Raw genomic sequence first — 16,406 nt, 5'->3', positions numbered from 1 at the left:
GGCTCGTCGTTCCCCACCCCCGAACCCCGAAGGAACCATCCGTGAGCAAGGTCCTGACCTCCCTCCCCAAGGGCGAACGCGTCGGCATCGCCTTCTCCGGCGGACTCGACACCTCGGTGGCGGTCGCCTGGATGCGCGACAAGGGCGCGATCCCGTGCACCTACACCGCCGACATCGGCCAGTACGACGAGCCCGACATCTCCGGCGTCCCGCAGCGGGCGCTCGAGTACGGCGCGGAGATCGCCCGCGCGGTCGACTGCCGCCCGCAGCTGGTCGAGGAGGGCCTGGCCGCGCTGGCCTGCGGCGCCTTCCACATCCGCTCCGGCGGCCGCGCGTACTTCAACACCACCCCGCTCGGCCGCGCCGTGACCGGGACGATGCTGGTGCGCGCGATGCACGAGGACGGCGTCGACATCTGGGGCGACGGGTCGACGTTCAAGGGCAACGACATCGAGCGGTTCTACCGCTACGGCCTGCTCGCGAACCCCTCGCTGCTGATCTACAAGCCGTGGCTGGACGCGGAGTTCGTGCACGAGCTGGGCGGCCGCGCCGAGATGAGCCAGTGGCTGCACGAGCACCAGCTGCCCTACCGCGACAGCGCCGAGAAGGCCTACTCGACCGACGCCAACATCTGGGGCGCCACCCACGAGGCCAAGACCCTCGAGCACCTCGACGTCTCGCTGGAGACGGTCAACCCGATCATGGGCGTGAAGTTCTGGGACCCCTCGGTGACCATCGAGTCCGAGGACGTGACGGTCGGCTTCGAGGCCGGTCGTCCGGTCTCGATCAACGGGAAGCGCTACGACGACGCGGTGGAGCTGGTCCACGAGGCCAACGTGATCGGTGGCCGGCACGGCCTGGGCATGTCCGACCAGATCGAGAACCGCATCATCGAGGCCAAGTCGCGCGGCATCTACGAGGCGCCGGCGATGGGGCTGCTCTGGGCGGCGTACGAGCGCCTTCTCAACGCGGTCCACAACGAGGACACGATCGCCAACTACCACGCAGACGGCCGCCGCCTGGGCGTGCTGCTCTACCAGGGTCGCTGGCTGGACCCGCAGGCGCTGATGCTGCGCGAGTCGATCCAGCGGTGGGTGGCGTCCCTGGTGACCGGCGAGGTGACGCTGCGGCTGCGCCGCGGCGAGGACTACACGATCCTGCGCACCTCCGGCGAGCACTTCTCCTACCACCCTGACAAGCTGTCCATGGAGCGCACCGAGAACGCGGCCTTCGGCCCCATCGACCGGATCGGCCAGCTCACCATGCGCAACCTCGACATCGCCGACTCGCGCTCCAAGCTGGAGCTCTACGCCGCCCAGCCGCTCGACCAGGGCCAGGTCCTCGTCGAGCACGGGACCCTGTTCGGGGAGCTCCCCGCCGGCGGTGGCGACCGGATCGCCGCCAACCCCAGCGCCCAGGACGCCGAGGACGAGGCCCTGGACCACGCCGCCATGGAGTTCGGCACCGACTGATGCCCCCGATCCACCGCACCACGGCGCGGGTGCTGCCGGTCAGCGCCCGCGGCGAGGTGCTGCTCCTCCAGGGGCGCGACCCGGCGCGCCCCACAGACCTCCACTGGGTGTCGATCGGTGGCGCCGTCGACGGGGGGGAGACCCTGGTCGAGGCGGCGCTGCGGGAGCTCCAGGAGGAGACGGGCATCCGGGCCGCCGCGAGCGACCTCACCCCACCCGTCCACCGGGGTCCCACGCGTTCTGCTGGGACGGCGTGGACTACGTCAGCGACGGGACGTTCTTCGCCATGGCGCTCGAGCACGACGCCGAGGTGAGCTTCGAGGGGCTCGAGGTCGCGGAGGTCGGTAACGTCCTGCGCGCAGGGTGGTGGAGCCCGGAGGCGCTGGCCGCCGACGGCACCGCGGCGTCGCCCGACCTGCCCGAGATCATGACCACCGCGATCGTCGCGGTCAGAGGAGAGATGTGAGCACCACCAACGAGGGCAAGCTCTGGGGCGGCCGGTTCGCAGGCGGTCCCTCCCCGGAGCTCGAGGCGCTGTCGCGGTCGACCCACTTCGACTGGCGGCTGACCCCGTACGACCTGGCGGGCTCCCACGCGCACGCCAACGTGCTGCGGGCGGCCGGCCTGCTCAGCGACGCCGAGGTGGCAGAGCTGCACCGGGGCCTCGACGCCCTGGGGGAGCGGTACGCCGCCGGCACCCTCCTGCCGGACCCGACCGACGAGGACGTGCACGGGGCGCTCGAGCGGCTGCTGCTCGAGGAGGTCGGCCCCGAGGTCGGTGGGCGGCTCCGCGCCGGACGCAGCCGCAACGACCAGGTGGCCACCCTGTTCAAGGCGTTCCTGCGCGACCACGCTGCGGTCGTCGCCGGCGAGGTGCTCGACCTGGTGGAGGCGCTCGCCGTCCAGGCCCGCGCGCACCTCGGCGCCGATCGGGTCAGCATCATGCCGGGGCGCACTCACCTGCAGCACGCCCAGCCGGTGCTGCTGGCCCACCACCTGCTGGCCCACGCCTGGCCGCTGCTGCGTGACGTCGACCGGCTGCGCGACTGGGACGTCCGCGTCGCGGCGGAGTCGCCGTACGGCTCGGGGGCGCTGGCCGGGTCCAGCCTCGGGCTCGACCCCGAGGCGGTCGCCGCCGAGCTCGGCTTCAGCGGATCCAGCGCCAACTCCATCGACGGCACGGCCGCCCGGGACTTCGTGGCCGAGTTCGCCTTCGTCACCGCCATGGTCGGCGTCGACGTGAGCAGGTTCGCCGAGGAGGTCATCCTCTGGTCGACCCGGGAGTTCGACTTCGTGACGCTCCACGACTCCTGGTCCACCGGATCGAGCATCATGCCGCAGAAGAAGAACCCGGACATCGCCGAGCTCGCGCGCGGCAAGGCGGGTCGGCTGATCGGCAACCTCAGCGGCGTGATGGCGACGCTGAAGGCGCTGCCGCTGGCCTACAACCGCGACCTGCAGGAGGACAAGGAGCCGGTGTTCGACTCCGTCGACACCCTCGAGGTCCTGCTGCCGGCGTTCACGGGCATGGTCGCGACGCTGGTCTTCAACACCGAGCGGATGGCCGAGCTCGCCCCGCAGGGGTTCTCGCTGGCCACCGACGTCGCCGAGTGGCTGGTGCGCGAGGGCGTGCCGTTCCGGGTGGCTCACGAGGTCGCCGGGGCCTGCGTCCGCCGGTGCGAGGAGCTCGGGATCGAGCTCCACGAGCTGAGCGACCAGCAGTTCGCGGAGATCTCGCCGCACCTGACGCCTCAGGTGCGCGAGGTCCTCACCGCCGAGGGCTCGGTGGCGTCGCGCAACGGCCGGGGTGGGACCGCCCCGGAGCGGGTGCGCGAGCATGGCCGAGCTGACCGCCGCCGTGGCCACCCACCGTGACCGGCTGCGCTGACCTCCGCGAGCTCCTCGCGGGCCCGGTCCTCGAGGTCGCCCCGCGCCTGCTCGGGTCCGTGCTCCGCCACGGCGACGTCGCCGTCCGCCTGACCGAGGTCGAGGCGTACGACGGGCCGGACGACCCCGGTTCGCACGCGTACCGGGGCAGGACCCGGCGCAACGCGACCATGTTCGGGGCACCGGGACACCTGTACTGCTACTTCACCTACGGGATGCACGTGTGCTGCAACGTGGTGTGCGGTCCAGAGGAGCGGCCGAGCGCGGTCCTGCTCCGCGCCGGCGAGGTGGTGGAGGGGCTCAGCCAGGCCCGCTCGCGTCGCCCCGGCTCGTCCGACCGCGACCTCGCCCGGGGCCCGGCCCGGCTGTGTCGCGCCCTCGGCATCGACCTGACCCACGACGGGGTCGACCTGACGGTGTCCGTGGGGAGACCAGCCACGCCGACACTGACACTGGGGGAGCTCTCGGACGACGTCTCCACCGGCCCTCGGGTCGGGTTGCGCGGGGCACCGGACCGTCCCTGGCGCTTCTGGGTGACGGGGGACCCGACCGTGTCGGCGTACCGCCCGGCCAAGCGTCTCTGAGCGTGGATCGAGCCGTGGACGAGGGACCCCGAAGCCGGACGGACACCCGATTTTGGCTTGGAGTCCAGACGCTGCTAACGTTCTTCTTGTCGCCGCGAGCGGCTCCCACACCGGGCTGAGAAGCCAAACGATGTGGGTTCTGCGCGCGCCGATCAGAGACTCCAACAGATGAAGGTCTGGCCCGCACAACGCCAAGTTGACGGGCAGGATCGGAACCGGTAAGTTTCTGCAGGTTGCCCCGCCGCTGGCTCGCAAGAGTCGGGACGGAGCGCGTCTGATCCTTGAGAACTCAACAGTGTGTCATAGTCGACGAATTAGTTTGTTATGCCCCGTCTTCTGGACCTTTTGGTCTGGGATACGGTTTCTTTGGTAAGACAATAATTCTGGCGTAACTCGTAAGAGTTGAGCTAGTTGTTTGTTTTGTCAGGCATCTCTTTTTCCATGGCCGTGCCTTTGGGTGTGGTTGTGGTGTTGTTTTTCAACGGAGAGTTTGATCCTGGCTCAGGACGAACGCTGGCGGCGTGCTTAACACATGCAAGTCGAGCGGAAAGGCCCCTTCGGGGGTACTCGAGCGGCGAACGGGTGAGTAACACGTGAGTAATCTGCCCTTCACTTCGGGATAGCCCTGGGAAACTGGGATTAATACCGGATGCGACCAATGCCTGCATGGGTTGTTGGTGGAAAGTTTTTTCGGTGGAGGATGTGCTCGCGGCCTATCAGCTTGTTGGTGGGGTAATGGCCTACCAAGGCTTCGACGGGTAGCCGGCCTGAGAGGGTGACCGGCCACACTGGGACTGAGACACGGCCCAGACTCCTACGGGAGGCAGCAGTGGGGAATATTGGACAATGGGCGGAAGCCTGATCCAGCAACGCCGCGTGAGGGATGACGGCCTTCGGGTTGTAAACCTCTTTCAGCGGGGACGAAGCGCAAGTGACGGTACCCGCAGAAGAAGCACCGGCCAACTACGTGCCAGCAGCCGCGGTAATACGTAGGGTGCGAGCGTTGTCCGGAATTATTGGGCGTAAAGGGCTCGTAGGCGGTTTGTCGCGTCGGGAGTGAAAACCATGGGCTTAACTCATGGCTTGCTTCCGATACGGGCAGACTAGAGGTATGCAGGGGAGAACGGAATTCCTGGTGTAGCGGTGAAATGCGCAGATATCAGGAGGAACACCGGTGGCGAAGGCGGTTCTCTGGGCATTACCTGACGCTGAGGAGCGAAAGTGTGGGGAGCGAACAGGATTAGATACCCTGGTAGTCCACACCGTAAACGTTGGGCGCTAGGTGTGGGATCCATTCCACGGGTTCCGTGCCGCAGCTAACGCATTAAGCGCCCCGCCTGGGGAGTACGGCCGCAAGGCTAAAACTCAAAGGAATTGACGGGGGCCCGCACAAGCGGCGGAGCATGCGGATTAATTCGATGCAACGCGAAGAACCTTACCTGGGTTTGACATATGCCGGAAAGCTCTAGAGATAGAGCCCCTTTTAGTCGGTATACAGGTGGTGCATGGCTGTCGTCAGCTCGTGTCGTGAGATGTTGGGTTAAGTCCCGCAACGAGCGCAACCCTCGTCCTATGTTGCCAGCGGGTAATGCCGGGGACTCATAGGAGACTGCCGGGGTCAACTCGGAGGAAGGTGGGGATGACGTCAAGTCATCATGCCCCTTATGTCCAGGGCTTCACGCATGCTACAATGGCCGGTACAAAGGGCTGCGATGCTGTAAGGCGGAGCGAATCCCAAAAAGCCGGTCTCAGTTCGGATTGGGGTCTGCAACTCGACCCCATGAAGTCGGAGTCGCTAGTAATCGCAGATCAGCAACGCTGCGGTGAATACGTTCCCGGGCCTTGTACACACCGCCCGTCACGTCACGAAAGTCGGCAACACCCGAAGCCGGTGGCCTAACCCCTTGTGGGAGGGAGCCGTCGAAGGTGGGGCTGGCGATTGGGACGAAGTCGTAACAAGGTAGCCGTACCGGAAGGTGCGGCTGGATCACCTCCTTTCTAAGGAGCACATACCCCGCGCAGCCACCGAACGTGTGGCTGGCATTGGTGGTGTTCACTAGTGGAATCGTCGATGAAGGACCGCCCTTGGTGGTGGTCGTGCCTCAGTACTGTCCTCTTCTGGTCTTCGGGCCGAGGGTGGCGTGGAACCTGGTGCGGTCGCTGGTGGGGTCGGGGTTGGCACACTGTTGGGTCCTGAAGGATCAGGTTCCCTCGTATCCGCCGGTTGGTGGGTGGGAGGGGGTGTGAGTCTTCGGGCCTCCTTGGGCGCCGGCGCACCGTGAGGGTGTGTGGGTGGTTCTTGGTGGGTTTGTTGTTTGAGATCTGCATAGTGGACGCGAGCATCTTGTACCGATGCCGTAGGCGCGCCTGACGAGGCCGTCCCTCCTTCGTGGGGGGTGGGTTGGTCGGGTGTGTGGGTGTCGGTGCGTGTCTTTGTAGTAGTTGTTGTCGTGTTGTGTTTGTGAGACAAGCTATGAAGGGCACATGGTGGATGCCTTGGCATCAAGAGCCGATGAAGGACGTAGGAGCCTGCGATAAGCCCTGGGGAGTTGGCAACCGAGCTGTGATCCGGGGTGTCCGAATGGGGAAACCCAGCTGGAGTCATGTCCAGTTACCCGCACCTGAATATATAGGGTGTGTGGAGGGAACGTGGGGAAGTGAAACATCTCAGTACCCACAGGAAGAGAAAACAACAGTGATTCCGAGAGTAGTGGCGAGCGAAATCGGAAGAGGCCAAACCTCATGCGTGTGATACCCGGCAGGGGTTGCGTATGGGGGGTTGTGGGATCATTCAATCCGTTCTGCCGGACGGGTAGACAGTAAGAAACTCATCTGGAAGTTGAAGTCCATTGGAAAGTGGCGCCGTAGAGGGTGATAGCCCCGTAAGTGTAAGAGATGAGCTGTCGAGTGACATCCCAAGTAACACGGAACCCCTGAAATTCCGTGTGAATCTGGCGGGACCACCCGTTAAGCCTAAATACTCCTTGATGACCGATAGCGGACAAGTACCGTGAGGGAAAGGTGAAAAGTACCCCTGGCGGGGAGTGAAATAGTACCTGAAACCATGTGCCTACAATCCGTCGGAGCGAGAGCTTGCTCTTGTGACGGCGTGCCTTTTGAAGAATGAGCCTGCGAGTTTGCGTTGTGTTGCGAGGTTAACCCGTGTGGGGAAGCCGTAGCGAAAGCGAGTCCTAACAGGGCGTTTCAGTAGCACGATCAAGACCCGAAGCGAAGTGATCTATCCATGGGCAGGTTGAAGCGTCGGTAAGAACGTGGAGGACCGAACCCACTTAGGTTGAAAACTGAGGGGATGACCTGTGGATAGGGGTGAAAGGCCAATCAAACTTCGTGATAGCTGGTTCTCCCCGAAATGCATTTAGGTGCAGCGTTGCGTGTTTCTTGCCGGAGGTAGAGCACTGGATAGCCGATGGGCCCTACCAGGTTACTGACGTTAGCCAAACTCCGAATGCCGGTAAGTGAGAGCGCAGCAGTGAGACTGCGGGGGATAAGCTCCGTAGTCGAGAGGGAAACAGCCCAGACCATCAGCTAAGGCCCCTAAGCGGTGACTAAGTGGAAAAGGATGTGGAGTCGCAGTGACAACCAGGAGGTTGGCTTGGAAGCAGCCACCCTTGAAAGAGTGCGTAATAGCTCACTGGTCAAGTGATTCCGCGCCGACAATGTAGCGGGGCTCAAGTCATCCGCCGAAGCTATGGCATTCACGCAATAACCCAGCGCCGGCTTGACCGGTGTTCAGGTGTGTGGATGGGTAGGGGAGCGTCGTGTCGCGAGTGAAGCAGCGGTGTGAACCAGTTGTGGACGCGACACGAGTGAGAATGCAGGCATGAGTAGCGAATGAAGAGCGAGAAACTCTTCCGCCGAATGATCAAGGGTTCCAGGGTCAAGCTAATCTGCCCTGGGTAAGTCGGGACCTAAGGCGAGGCCGACAGGCGTAGTCGATGGACAACGGGTTGATATTCCCGTACCGGCAAAGTAGCGCCCATGACGAACCTGGTGATGCTAACCATCCGAAACCTCTTCGACCGGACCCTTCGGGGCGAGGCGTCGAGGCGTAGCGTGGGACCCGAACTGGTAGTAGTCAAGCGATGGGGTGACGCAGGAAGGTAGTCCAACCGTACCGATGGTTGTGTACGGCTAAGCATGTAGGGAGTCAGATAGGCAAATCCGTCTGGCACATATCCTGAGATGTGATGGGGAGCCCAATGGGGCGAAGTGGATGATCCTATGCTGTCGAGAAAAACCTCTAGCGAGCTATGCGCCGCCCGTACCCCAAACCGACTCAGGTGATCAGGTAGAGAATACCAAGGCGATCGAGCAAACCATGGTTAAGGAACTCGGCAAAATGCCCCCGTAACTTCGGGAGAAGGGGGGCCGGATCCGTGAACGCCCTAGCGGTGGGAGCGGTGATGGCCGCAGAGACCAGGCCCAAGCGACTGTTTACTAAAAACACAGGTCCGTGCGAAGTTGTAAGACGATGTATACGGACTGACTCCTGCCCGGTGCTGGAAGGTTAAGGGGACGAGTCAGCCACTTCGGTGGCGAAGCTCAGAACTTAAGCCCCAGTAAACGGCGGTGGTAACTATAACCATCCTAAGGTAGCGAAATTCCTTGTCGGGTAAGTTCCGACCTGCACGAATGGAGTAACGACTTGGGCGCTGTCTCAACCGTGGACTCGGCGAAATTGCACTACGAGTAAAGATGCTCGTTACGCGCGGCAGGACGGAAAGACCCCGGGACCTTTACTATAGTTTGGTATTGGTGTTTGGTTCGGCTTGTGTAGGATAGGTGGGAGACTGTGAAGCAGCCACGCCAGTGGTTGTGGAGTCAACGTTGAAATACCACTCTGGTCGTACTAGATGTCTAACCTAGGTCCGTTATCCGGATCAGGGACAGTGCCTGATGGGTAGTTTAACTGGGGCGGTTGCCTCCTAAAATGTAACGGAGGCGCTCAAAGGTTCCCTCAGCCTGGTTGGCAATCAGGTGTTGAGTGTAAGTGCACAAGGGAGCTTGACTGTGAGACAGACATGTCGAGCAGGGACGAAAGTCGGAACTAGTGATCCGGCGTCGGCATGTGGAAGCGACGTCGCTCAACGGATAAAAGGTACCCCGGGATAACAGGCTGATCTTCCCCAAGAGTCCATATCGACGGGATGGTTTGGCACCTCGATGTCGGCTCGTCGCATCCTGGGGCTGGAGTAGGTCCCAAGGGTTGGGCTGTTCGCCCATTAAAGCGGCACGCGAGCTGGGTTTAGAACGTCGTGAGACAGTTCGGTCCCTATCCGCCGCGCGCGCAGGAAACTTGAGAAAGGCTGTCCCTAGTACGAGAGGACCGGGATGGACGAACCTCTGGTGTGCCAGTTGTCCCGCCAGGGGCACGGCTGGTTAGCTACGTTCGGAAGTGATAACCGCTGAATGCATCTAAGCGGGAAGCACGTTTCAAGATGAGGTTTCCCACCGATATAATCGGGTAAGGCCCCCAGCAGAACACTGGGTTGATAGGCCGGAGGTGTACAGCAGTAATGCCTAGCCGACCGGTACTAATAGGCCGAGGGCTTGTCCCACACACATCACCACAACACACCATCGACTGGTGATGCCCGCGTCCACTACGCAGTTCCCAACCAACAACCCCGCGTTGACGGTCAGGAACACAATGAGTCAACTACATAGAGCTTGGAAACACCCCCACACCCCACGTGGTGCCTGGGTGCGTGTGTTTCCGCCAGAGTTACGGCGGCCATAGCGAAAGGGAAACACCCGGTCCCATCCCGAACCCGGAAGTTAAGCCTTTCAGCGCCGATGGTACTGCAACCGAGAGGCTGTGGGAGAGTAGGACGCCGCCGGACAATTATTGAGACAGGGCCACCCCTTCGGGGGTGGCCCTGTCGTCATTTCGGGACCTTGTGGGACGTCATGGGTCGCGGTGCAATGGGCCACGAGTTGTGCACAGTGCGCCTCCTCGCCGGATTCCTCAACAGGCAGTTTCCCGCGAGGCCGTCGATGTCGTCGGCGCCGGGCAGCGTGTCTCCCGAGGTGATGTGCGATGGCCGCACCAGCTGTGAGCAGAGGAGAACCCGAGTCGGACACCGGCTCGGTCAACGAGGTCCGTCTCGTCGGACGTGTGTCCCAAGCGCCGGAGGAGAGGATCCTGCCGAGCGGCGACGTCCTGTGGACGTTCCGCGTGGTGGTCCCGCGGGTGCCGACGCGGACCGGTTCGCGTCAGACGGTGGACGCGCTGGAGTGCGCGGTCTGGGGAGGTCGGGTGCGCCGTTCGGTGGCCACCTGGGCGGAGGGGGACCTGGTCGAGGTCTCCGGATCGCTGCGGCGTCGGTTCTTCCGGGCCGGCGGAGCCGCGGCTTCGCGAGTCGAGGTCGAGGTGTCCGCCGGCAAGGTCATCCGTCGCGCAGGGAGCGGATGAGCACGCCCACGTGCGGCTTGGGCTGGAAGGAGGTCGCCTTCTCCGGCAGCAGCCGGTCAGCGGCGACGATCCGCAGGACCAGGTCGAAGTCGGGCGCGGGGCAGCACCGCGATCCCGCCCGTGACTGCGAGACGGGTCAGTGCCTCCTCGACCGAGTGGTGGTAGCCGATCCGTTCGGGTTGGCGCCCGAGGCCGGGGAGGACGCTCTGGTGCAGGACCTCCACCGCCGCACTGTTGCGCGGCACCGTCAGGTTCAGCGTGGCCCAGTCCTTCCCGTCCGTCGCCACGAGCACCTCGGGGGCCAGCGCGGCGACGGCGTCGGCCTCCGCGCGGCGCTCGAATCCGACGCCGTTGGAGGCAGCGGCCTGCTCGAGGTCGGCGAGCGTCGTGCCCTCGAGGACCCGGTGGATGGCGCCGAGGAAGAGCGGGCTGTCGTCCTGGTCGACCAGCATGGCTAGGCCGAGGTCGTGGGCGCCGCTCGTGTCCTGCTGCTGGAGCCGGACGTAGGCGGCGTACCGGTGATGACCGTCGGCGATCATCGCCCGCGAGGTCGCCAACGCCCGGTCCAGCGCCGCGATCCGCTCCGGGTCCCTGATCGCCCAGATCCGGTGGGTCTGGGCGCCACGGTCGGTGAAGTGCTCATCGGGCGGCAGCGTGAGCACGTCCTGCACGATGCGGCGTACCTCCGAGTGACCTCGGTGCACCAGCAGGATCGGGGCCGGGTTCATCTGCATCTCGAGCATCCGGTCGGCCAGCTCGGCGACCTGCAGCGGGTGGATCCCCTCGTGCGGGTAGACGACCCGGTCGGCGCGGCTGTCGGCGCGGCGGGAGATGTCGAGCGCCCCGACGAGGCCTCGGACCGTGATGCCACCGGAGGTGTACTCGTGCAGGTAGACCGCCGGCTCGGTGTCGTGACGCACCTGGCCCTGCTCCTCCCAGGTGTGGAGGCGGCGGGCGACGTCGCGGTAGGGCCGCGCGAACGCGCGGGCGGAGGCCGGGTCCCCGATCCGGCCTGGGGCGAGCATGAGGCCCCGGAAGGGCAGCAGCCGCAGCGGACCCGCCAGGTACGGCGGGGTGACCACTCGGCTGTCGTCCATCGCAGCATCGTAGGGTGCGCGGAGGTCCGGAACCCATGGAGGTGTGCATGCTCGGCTCGTCCGACACGTCGCTCTGCGACGCCTACGACCTGGCCATGCTCGACCTCGACGGCGTGGTCTACGTCGGCGGCGATGCGGTCCCAGGCGCTCCCGAACACTTGGCGGCGGTGAGGGAGGCCGGCATGCGCCTGGCGTTCATCACCAACAACGCCGCTCGGCCGCCGGGGGAGGTCGCCCACCACCTGTGCGAGCTGGGGGTCGAGGCCGAGGAGGCCGACGTGGTGACCTCGGCCCAGGCCGCGGCCCGCCTGCTGGCCGACCGCTTCGGAGCCGGGGCCTCGATCGCGCTGCTGGGCGGCCCCGGGCTCGAGCAGGCGCTGACCGCCGAGCGCCTCCAGCCGGTGTCCGTGCACGACGAGGCGAACGCGGTCGTGAGCGGCTACGGGCCGGACGTGCCGTGGCGCGACATCATGGAGGCGGCCGTGCGGATCCGCGACGGCCTCCCCTGGGTGGCGAGCAACACGGACCGGTCCCTCCCGACGCCGTACGGCGTCGCCCCCGGCCACGGGATCCTGGTGGAGATGGTGAGCGGGTTCAGCGGGGTGGAGCCGGTCGTCGCCGGCAAGCCGCAACGGCCCCTGCTCGACGAGACGGTGCGTCGGGTCGGCGGCGAGCGTCCGCTGATGGTGGGGGACCGGCTCGACACCGACATCGCCGGCGCCCAGCACGCCGGGCTCGACTCGCTGCTGGTCATGACCGGGGTGACCGGCCTCGCCGAGCTGGTCGCCGCGGGGAAGGACGAGCGCCCCACCTACATCGCCCCCGACCTCGCGGGCCTCCGGCAGGGCCACCGAGCGCCCGACGACGCGGACGGGGACCCGGCGCTGGGTGGCTGGACGGCTGGCGTCGAGTCCGGACGGCTGGTCGTCAGCGGCGACGGGGACCCCGCCGACTGGTGGCGGGTGGTCGCGTGCGCCGCGTGGGCGCACCTCGACGAGGCCGGCGAGCCGGTCGACGTGGCCGGTGTGAGTGTGCCGCGGCCGTGACCGGCGGTCTCGCGGGTTAGTCTCGGGCCATGAGTGAGGCCCCGCAGACGACCGGCCCGGCAGAGCCCGAGGCGGAGACGTCCGCCCGCGAGCAGGTCAGGACCGGGGTCGAGAGCGTCGACGCCGTGATCGCCGCCGTCGAGGAGCTCGAGGAGCGCCCCATCGAGGAGCACGTCGGGGTCTTCGAGACCGCGCACGAGCAGCTGCGGCGCGCCCTGGACGCCCAGCCCGCGCAGCAGCACCCCGTGCCCCAGCCCCCTGCCGACCGGTCCGAGCAGTCCTGACCCGTGCCACCCCGCCGTCTTCGCCTGGACGCCGAGCTGGTCCGCCGTGGCCTGGCCCGGTCGCGTGAGCACGCCAGCGACCTGATCGCCGCCGGGCGGGTCAAGGTCTCCGGTGGCGTGGCCACCAAGCCCGCCACCGGGGTCACCACCGACGTCGCGATCGTGGTGGCCGACGACCCCGACCGCCCCGACTACGTCTCTCGAGGCGGACACAAGCTCGCCGGCGCGCTGGCGGCGTTCGAGCCGGCCGGCCTGGTCGTGACCGGCCGGCGCTGCCTCGACGCGGGGGCCTCGACGGGCGGGTTCACCGACGTGCTGCTGCGGCACGGTGCGGCGCAGGTCGTGGCCGTGGACGTCGGCTACGGCCAGCTCGCGTGGAAGCTCCAGCAGGACGACCGGGTCGACGTGCACGACCGGATGAATGTCCGTGAGCTCACCCCGGAAGCCATCGGGGGCACGGTGGACGTGGTCGTGGGCGACCTCTCGTTCATCTCCCTCGAGCTCGTTCTCGACGCGCTGCTCGGCGTCACCGATGCCGAGGGCGACCTGGCGCTCATGGTCAAGCCCCAGTTCGAGGTCGGCAAGGAGCGGGTGGGCAAGGGCGGCGTCGTTCGCGACCCGGCCCTGCGCGCCGAGGCCGTGACGTCGGTCGCGGACGCGGCGGCGCGCCGGGGCTGGGGCGCCCAGATGGTGACCACGAGCCCGCTGCCGGGCCCGTCGGGCAACGTCGAGTTCTTCCTGTGGTTGAGGCGCGGACCGGCCCGGATCGACGCCGAGGAGATCCACACGGTCGTCCGGGGTGCCGATTCGCTGGGGGTGCCGGGTGAGAGGGTGGACCCGTGAGTGAGACCAGCAGCCCCGCCACGGGGGCCGAGCCCCCCGCGCCGCCGTGTCCTGCTCCTCGCCCACACCGGGCGGGACGAGGCCCGGGAGGTGGCTCGTGCGTTCTGCAAGGCGCTCACCGGCCACGGACTGGTGGTCCGGCTGCTGGGCGACGAGGCCCGGGACCTCGACGTCACCGCGGAGCAGTTCGACCCCGCGCTGGAGATCATCGAGGACGTGACCGATGCCGGAGTCGGCTGCGAGCTCGCACTGGTCATCGGCGGCGACGGCACCATCCTGCGGGCGGCGGAGGTCACGCACTCCAGTGGCACCCCGGTGCTCGGGGTCAACCTGGGCCACGTGGGCTTCCTCGCCGAGGCCGAGCACGACGACGTCGAGTCCACCATCGAGGCGATCGTGCAGCGGCGCTACACCGCCGAGGAGCGGCTCACGCTCGACGTGACGGTCCACCGCGACGGCGAGATCGTCTTCAGCACCTTCGCGCTCAACGAGGCCAGCGTGGAGAAGGCCGCCCGCGAGCGGATGCTCGAGGTCGTCGTCGAGATCGACGGTCGACCACTCTCCCGCTGGGGCTGCGACGGTGTCGTGTGCGCGACGCCGACCGGCTCCACGGCCTACAACTTCAGTGCGGGCGGGCCCGTCGTCTGGCCGGGGGTCGAGGCCCTGCTGATGGTGCCGATCAGCGCGCACGCGCTCTTCGCCCGGCCCATGGTCGTCGCCCCCACCTCCGTCCTCGCCGTGGAGCTGCTCGCCACCACGGAGGGCGCGGGCGTGCTGTGGTGCGACGGCCGTCGAGCCGTCGACCTGCCACCGGGCGCGCGCATCGAGGTCCGCCGCGGCCGCACCCCGGTGCGGCTGGTCCGGCTGCACGAGGCCCCCTTCACCGACCGGCTCGTGGCAAAGTTCGGCCTCCCCGTCGAGGGCTGGCGCGGCTCGATCGAGCGTCGCCGCCGGCTGGCCGAGGGGCACGATGCTTGAGGAGATCAGGATCGGCTCCCTCGGGGTGATCGAGTCCTCGACCCTCGAGCTGGGGCCCGGGCTGACCGTCATCACCGGTGAGACCGGTGCCGGCAAGACGATGATCGTGACCGCGCTCGGGCTGCTGCTCGGCGGTCGCGCGGACACCGGCGCCGTCCGATCCGGTGCGCGCACGGCCAGGGTCGAGGGCGTGGTCCGCGTCGCGGAGCTCGCGGCGTTCGCCTCGGCCGTCGAGGAGGCCGGCGGTGAGGTGGAGGACCACCTGGTCGTGCTGGCCCGCAACGTCTCGGCCGAGGGACGCTCCCGCGCGTTCGTGGGCGGGGCCTCGGTCCCGGTCTCCGTGCTCGCCGAGGTGGCTGAGCCGCTGGTGGCGGTGCACGGTCAGTCCGACCAGCACCGGCTGCTGCGGGCCCGCGCCCAGCGCGAGGCCCTCGACAGGTTCGGCGGGGAGCGGACCGCCGCGCTCCTGGCGACCTACCGCGACCTCCACGACCGGCTGGCCGCCACCGAGCGTGAGCTCGACGAGGTGGTCCGGACGGCGCGAGACCGGGCCCGCGAGGCGGACCTCCTGCGCTTCGGGCTCGGCGAGGTCGAAGCGGTCTCGCCCGAGCCGGGGGAGGACGCCGCGCTGGCGGCGGAGGAGTCTCGGCTGGGGTTCGCCGACACGTTGCGCACGGCCGCCGAGCAGGCCCGCGAGGCCCTCTCGAGCGACCAGGACCAGCCCGACGCCCTGGCGACCACGGCCGCGGCGCGCAGCTTCCTGGACGGCGTGCGCGAGCACGACCCGGAGGCCGGCGACCTGGCCGACCGACTCTCCGAGATCACCTACCTGCTCTCCGACCTGGCCGCCGACGTCGCGTCGTACGCGTCACGGGTGGAGACCGACCCGGCACGCCTCGCCGTCGTCTCCGAGCGGCGGGCCGCGCTGACCGCCCTGACCCGCAAGTACGGCGACACGATCGACGAGGTGCTCGCCTGGGCGCAGGCCTCGGCGGTGCGCCTGCTCGACCTCGACAACACCGACGGGCGGATCGAGGAGCTCCGCGAGGCCCAGGCCACCCTGCGCCATGACCTGGGCCAGGCCGCCGAGGCGCTGTCGGAGTCCCGCTGTGAGGCCGCGGCCCGCCTCGGCGCGGAGGTCACCGAGGAGCTCACCCTGCTGGCCATGCCGCACGCCCGCCTGGGCATCGAGGTCCGCCAGACCGAGCAGCCGGCGCCCGTGGACGGCGAGACCGGCCCGCTGCGAGTGGGGGAGCGGTGGCTCCGCTTCGGCTCCTCGGGGGTGGACGAGGTCGAGTTCCTGCTCGCCGCCAACACCGGCTCGGAGCCGAGGCCGCTCAACAAGGGCGCCTCGGGCGGTGAGCTGTCGCGGGTGATGCTGGCGCTGGAGGTCGCACTCGCGGGCACCAGCCCGGTGCCGACGTTCGTCTTCGACGAGGTCGACGCCGGGGTCGGCGGCGCGGCTGCCGTCGAGGTGGGGCGCCGCCTGGCCCGGCTCGCCCAGGACGCGCAGGTGCTCGTGGTCACGCACCTGCCGCAGGTGGCGGCGTACGCCGACCGGCACGTGGTGGTGGCCAAGTCCCAGGACGGCTCGGTGACCAGCTCGGGGCTGACCGTGCTCAACGCCGAGGAGCGGGAGCGCGAGCTCTCCCGGATGCTGGCCGGCCTCACCGACTCCGACACCGCCCTGGCGCACGCGCGCGAGCTGCTCGAGGTCGCACAGCCGGCCCGTGCCCTGGGCTGAAGCCGGGCCGGCACCGCCGACGCGCCCGGGGTGCG

Annotated in this window: 11 protein-coding genes, 3 rRNA genes and 1 pseudogene; 14 read left to right on the top strand and 1 reads right to left on the bottom strand. The window is 67.4% G+C overall.

Annotated features, from left to right (window positions below; all coding sequences use genetic code 11):
- The first annotated feature begins 41 nt into the window (after positions 1-41).
- The 9 genes and pseudogenes from argG (at position 42) to H0S67_RS12890 (ending at position 10,379) form a co-directional block, all read left to right on the top strand.
- Positions 42-1,472: an argininosuccinate synthase gene (gene argG, locus H0S67_RS12930; protein ID WP_180933395.1), complete on the top strand. Its 1,431-nt coding sequence runs from the start codon at positions 42-44 to the stop codon at positions 1,470-1,472.
- Positions 1,472-1,786: an NUDIX domain-containing protein gene (locus H0S67_RS12925; RefSeq protein ID WP_180933394.1), complete on the top strand. Its 315-nt coding sequence runs from the start codon at positions 1,472-1,474 to the stop codon at positions 1,784-1,786. Before argG ends, H0S67_RS12925 begins: the two co-directional genes overlap by 1 nt.
- Entirely contained in the window at positions 1,759-1,938 is a 180-nt protein-coding gene (locus H0S67_RS12920; protein ID WP_180933393.1) for an NUDIX hydrolase, read from the top strand. The genes H0S67_RS12925 and H0S67_RS12920 overlap by 28 nt, the downstream gene beginning before the upstream one ends.
- Positions 1,935-3,360 (top strand): annotated as a pseudogene (gene argH / locus H0S67_RS12915) (argininosuccinate lyase). The gene H0S67_RS12920 and the pseudogene argH overlap by 4 nt, the downstream one beginning before the upstream one ends.
- Positions 3,344-3,943: a DNA-3-methyladenine glycosylase gene (locus H0S67_RS12910; RefSeq protein WP_180933391.1), complete on the top strand. Its 600-nt coding sequence runs from the start codon at positions 3,344-3,346 to the stop codon at positions 3,941-3,943. Before argH ends, H0S67_RS12910 begins: the two are co-directional and overlap by 17 nt.
- Positions 3,944-4,421: 478 nt before the next feature.
- A 16S ribosomal RNA gene (locus H0S67_RS12905) occupies positions 4,422-5,941 on the top strand.
- Positions 5,942-6,407: 466 nt separating this feature from the next.
- A 23S ribosomal RNA gene (locus H0S67_RS12900) occupies positions 6,408-9,522 on the top strand.
- 168 nt (positions 9,523-9,690) lie between these two features.
- A 5S ribosomal RNA gene (rrf, locus tag H0S67_RS12895) occupies positions 9,691-9,807 on the top strand.
- The 16S, 23S and 5S rRNA genes sit together here, the layout of an rRNA operon.
- 197 nt (positions 9,808-10,004) lie before the next feature.
- Positions 10,005-10,379 (top strand): single-stranded DNA-binding protein, encoded by a 375-nt coding sequence (locus tag H0S67_RS12890; protein ID WP_180933390.1) that lies wholly within the window; start codon positions 10,005-10,007, stop codon positions 10,377-10,379.
- A gap of 56 nt (positions 10,380-10,435) precedes the next feature.
- Here H0S67_RS12890 and H0S67_RS12885 read toward each other — a convergent pair whose 3' ends face one another.
- The gene (locus tag H0S67_RS12885; protein WP_180933389.1) at positions 10,436-11,476 is read right to left on the bottom strand and encodes a DUF1015 family protein; all 1,041 of its coding nucleotides are present in this window, start codon (positions 11,474-11,476) and stop codon (positions 10,436-10,438) included.
- Positions 11,477-11,523: 47 nt separating this feature from the next.
- On the opposite strand from H0S67_RS12885, the gene H0S67_RS12880 reads away from it, so the two are divergent.
- The 5 genes from H0S67_RS12880 (at position 11,524) to recN (ending at position 16,371) form a co-directional block, all read left to right on the top strand.
- A complete protein-coding gene (locus H0S67_RS12880) occupies positions 11,524-12,522 on the top strand; it encodes an HAD-IIA family hydrolase (protein WP_180933388.1) in 999 nt (332 codons plus the stop codon).
- A gap of 29 nt (positions 12,523-12,551) precedes the next feature.
- Positions 12,552-12,806, top strand: coding sequence for a hypothetical protein (locus H0S67_RS12875; RefSeq protein ID WP_180933387.1), 255 nt, complete (start codon positions 12,552-12,554; stop codon positions 12,804-12,806).
- 3 nt (positions 12,807-12,809) lie between these two features.
- Entirely contained in the window at positions 12,810-13,649 is an 840-nt protein-coding gene (locus H0S67_RS12870) for a TlyA family RNA methyltransferase (RefSeq protein ID WP_180933386.1), read from the top strand.
- Positions 13,650-13,739: 90 nt separating this feature from the next.
- Complete coding sequence (locus H0S67_RS12865) at positions 13,740-14,627, top strand: NAD kinase (protein WP_246354709.1); 888 nt, start codon at positions 13,740-13,742, stop codon at positions 14,625-14,627.
- Positions 14,620-16,371 carry a DNA repair protein RecN gene (recN, locus tag H0S67_RS12860; RefSeq protein ID WP_180933384.1) on the top strand — a complete coding sequence of 584 codons (1,752 nt, stop codon included), beginning with the start codon at positions 14,620-14,622 and terminating at the stop codon, positions 16,369-16,371. Before H0S67_RS12865 ends, recN begins: the two co-directional genes overlap by 8 nt.
- Positions 16,372-16,406: the final 35 nt, after the last annotated feature.

Origin of the sequence: Nocardioides ungokensis (assembly GCF_013466985.1) — a bacterium.
Lineage (GTDB): Bacteria > Actinomycetota > Actinomycetes > Propionibacteriales > Nocardioidaceae > Nocardioides > Nocardioides ungokensis.
Note: the sequence above shows the minus strand (reverse complement) of the source record. Positions and strands in the feature narration are given on the sequence as shown.